General features: G+C 34.3%; 5 protein-coding genes. All 5 read right to left on the bottom strand.

The annotated features are described in order from the left end of the window. Positions 1-77: 77 nt before the first annotated feature. The 5 genes from ACFO3G_RS03590 to ACFO3G_RS03570 all read right to left on the bottom strand — a co-directional run bounded on the left by ACFO3G_RS03590 (position 78) and on the right by ACFO3G_RS03570 (position 3,075). Entirely contained in the window at positions 78-476 is a 399-nt protein-coding gene (locus tag ACFO3G_RS03590; RefSeq protein ID WP_380078066.1) for a carboxypeptidase-like regulatory domain-containing protein, read from the bottom strand. A gap of 225 nt (positions 477-701) precedes the next feature. Continuing rightward, entirely contained in the window at positions 702-1,439 is a 738-nt protein-coding gene (locus tag ACFO3G_RS03585) for a 2-phosphosulfolactate phosphatase (RefSeq protein WP_380078064.1), read from the bottom strand. An 11-nt stretch (positions 1,440-1,450) separates the two neighbouring features. Then, positions 1,451-1,951, bottom strand: a complete 501-nt coding sequence (locus tag ACFO3G_RS03580; protein ID WP_380078062.1) for a GNAT family N-acetyltransferase — start codon at positions 1,949-1,951, stop codon at positions 1,451-1,453. A gap of 453 nt (positions 1,952-2,404) precedes the next feature. Then, positions 2,405-2,785 (bottom strand): hypothetical protein, encoded by a 381-nt coding sequence (locus ACFO3G_RS03575; protein ID WP_380078060.1) that lies wholly within the window; start codon positions 2,783-2,785, stop codon positions 2,405-2,407. Further along, the gene (locus tag ACFO3G_RS03570; protein WP_380078058.1) at positions 2,731-3,075 is read right to left on the bottom strand and encodes a hypothetical protein; all 345 of its coding nucleotides are present in this window, start codon (positions 3,073-3,075) and stop codon (positions 2,731-2,733) included. Before ACFO3G_RS03570 ends, ACFO3G_RS03575 begins: the two co-directional genes overlap by 55 nt. Positions 3,076-3,289 lie beyond the last annotated feature (214 nt).

Below are 3,289 nucleotides of genomic sequence, written 5' to 3'. Positions count from 1 at the left end.
TTGTTCCATAACTTTAATTGTTTGATAATCATAAAGTTACAAATAATAAATCAACTAACCTACTGATATTCAATATATTAATGCCTTATATAAGATTGTTTTTCAATTAAATTTAAACAGCTTCTAAGATAGATGGTTCCAAGCTTAATAGATTTGTCTCCGGCTTGAGGTGACACGGTCATTTTATCAAATTTCTTGCCCACAAAGTTAGCGTCAATAGTGTACTTGCTTTTTAGTGGAACAGCTATCTTAAAACAGCCATTTTGATCGGTTACTTGTCCGTATAGTTCCTCTTTGTTGTTCTCTATAAATGAGATAGAAACTGTTGCAAATGCTACAGGTTTGTTATCTTGTTTGTCCGCAACACATCCACTGATGGTAATCTTTTGATTGTTTTGTGCAAATGTGTAATTTGTTGATAACAAAATAGTTATCAGGACTGTTGTGATGAATGTAAAGTAGTTTCCTTTGACCATGATTGTACTGTGTTATAGTTGTTGTATGGTGTAATAGTTTAGTATTACACTGTCAAAGGTATAAAAGTTATTTAACTGTGCAAAACATTCACCAAAAATAATAGTTAATCCCGGAGAAGTCTTAGAACATTATGATGGCAAATCAGATTGTATTGTTCTTCAAAAAAAGTCTAATGATATTACCGGGTTTCACACAAATCTTAATCAATTATAACTTGCTGATCCTTACATTCTGCATAGGTATTTCCCCATTTCTTTTCTCACTTCAAGGAAAGGCATCTTGTCATTTTGAGTAAGGCAGTAGGGAACATCTCCTACCACACCGGCTTTTTTCATTCTTTTGTAGTGTTCTGTATTGGCAATATACTTGATAAGATCTTGATCGTTTTGTCCATGGATTTGCCAAAGCTCTCTCATAGCAAACGTGCCATCACTCATTTCAATTATGGCACCTTTTTGAATTAGCTTTTCAGCAATTGCTCCGGCATAGATACAGTCTTCTAAACCTATGGTGTCGTTCCATCCGGCAGCTAAGACAATAATATCATTGTTGTCTCTTAAAAGTTGATTTGTAGCTTGCTCAAGATTGATAATACCGCCTATATAAACCTTCTTTGCACCTATGCTAAAAGCTCGTTCAATGCATTTTGTCCCATTTGTAGTTGTAAATACCAATGTTTTGTCATGGACAATCTCAGGTTGGTATTCGTATGGAGAATTGCCAAAACGAGCAAAGTCGCATCTCAGGGCTTTTCTTTCTGCTCCAACAAGGTATCCCTTCTCGGCATAATCCATTGCTTCTTGGAGTTTTTCAACAACTATCATTTCTTTTGCACCGTTATAGATAGCGGTTGTGATCGTGGTGGATGCTCTTAATACATCTACGACAATAATTGTTTGCTGTCTATCTTCTTTAAAATATGCAGGTAGCTGCAATGCTGATGTGGCTAAGTCAATTCTCATTTTATTTATACTTATTTCTTGTTCCATTGGTATGCCAATCTCTGGGTACCATTATGCACATATATTATACCGCAATATCTAAATCCATTGTTAAGAAGGATCTCTTGCATCTTTTTATTATCCCTATGGGTGTCACATCTAATGACAGGATAATTATTTTGGGCCCATTCAAAGATTAGATTACCCATGCCGGAGACATGTCCAAAACTTGCCATACGATGAATTGTCACATAGGGAAGTTGGTCGGGCCATTCACCCTCTTCGATCAGACTGTAAGTGGGGTCGTCTCCCACCTGACAACAAAATGTGGCTTCACTTGCCCCATTCAATTCTACAATATAACTCTGTCTTTTGTCTATATCTTCTTTGATTTGCTCTTCTGAAGGACTTCCAATAGGCCATTGGGTTGGATTGCCATTGTCTATCATGAAGTTTCTTGCCGCATCTACCATTTTCATAATAGTTGGAAGATCTTGCAGGTTGCTTTTCCGAATGATAAAATTCTGTTTCATATCATCAAGTTTAATTTGGCAATCTATTGATACTTTACCGATAAGATGTGATGTCTGTGCCAAATATGTCAAATGAGAATGGATTTAATGATGTGATATTGCACTCATTATAAACAACATCTAAGCCATTGGTGAAATATGAGTGTCTGTTGGAACGGACAGGGTCTAAAATGGAAAGGAGATATATTTTATATCATATACCTTCGAAGTGATGAAGTTTGTTGCTTACCATATTCTATGACATTACGACCTTTTATTTAAATCCTCATCTTTGAGTGGATGCAAATGTACAATCTTTTGACCTAAGATTGTTCTATGATATCTAATGAATTTATTAATATGGTTTGTGATAAACACACATTAGAAATATTCTTTTAATATGGAAAATGATTGTAAGAGATATCTAACAGCTTAATCTTCCTCAGCTTTGTTCTCAATTCATAAAAGTAACTTTTAGTCCTTTTGAATCTTTATTGTTTTATATGTGTGGTTATGTTGATTGTTGATCAAAACAATATAATTGCCTTTTGATAGGAATGAGTAATCCAAACGATTGTCAGAAAAAGTAAGCAGTTTACCATCAAAACTATATAGTAGGATAGTTTTTCCTTCTGAACAGATGCAATTTTGATTTATTGATATATCGTCAAATTCTTGAGATTGATTTGTGGAGGCTGGTTCATAATACACCATATCATAGCTTTTGTTATCCCGATAGAATGGGGTGCTTTTCCACCAATCTGTAAGGGATACATTATTATCGTTATCGACAAAAGCTCTTAAGTAATATTCATAGTCTCCAGAATCTTTGATAACGCAACACGAGGTCGCCATTGGATTGAAAAATGTCTTCCTTCGGGATAGAAAGAATAGCCTAAACATCCAAAGCGTTCGCTGTATGTATATGGAATAGTCTGCACTGGATCACTTTTGTATTTGAATACGATCTCATAATGGTAAAGTTTGTCTTTTGATAAATCTTCTATGGATTTTAGTAATAATACGGCCTCAACTTGCTTGTTTCCTGTTTCTTGGAGAAGGATTTTCAGATTAAGAGGAAGTTCATCATCTTTTTGTAGGGATGGGACATGGACCGGATTGATTGGTCCATCTTCTCTTTGCATATAAATTTGTTCTCCCTTTTTATAGACATAAATCTTAATCGGATCGTACTGATCACCTATATAGTTAATTTCTTTTCTCAGTACCGTAATCTTAGAAGCTGTTTAAATTTAATTGAAAAACAATCTTATACAAGGTGTTAATATATTGAATATCAGTAGGTTAGTTGATTTATTATTTGTAACTTTATGATTATCAAACAATTAAAGTTATGGA

The sequence above is a fragment of the Falsiporphyromonas endometrii genome, from assembly GCF_042654485.1.
In the GTDB taxonomy this organism is placed as follows: Bacteria; Bacteroidota; Bacteroidia; order Bacteroidales; family Porphyromonadaceae; genus Porphyromonas; species Porphyromonas endometrii.
The sequence above is the reverse complement of the archived record's forward strand: the minus strand, read 5'-3'. Positions and strand labels throughout refer to the sequence as shown.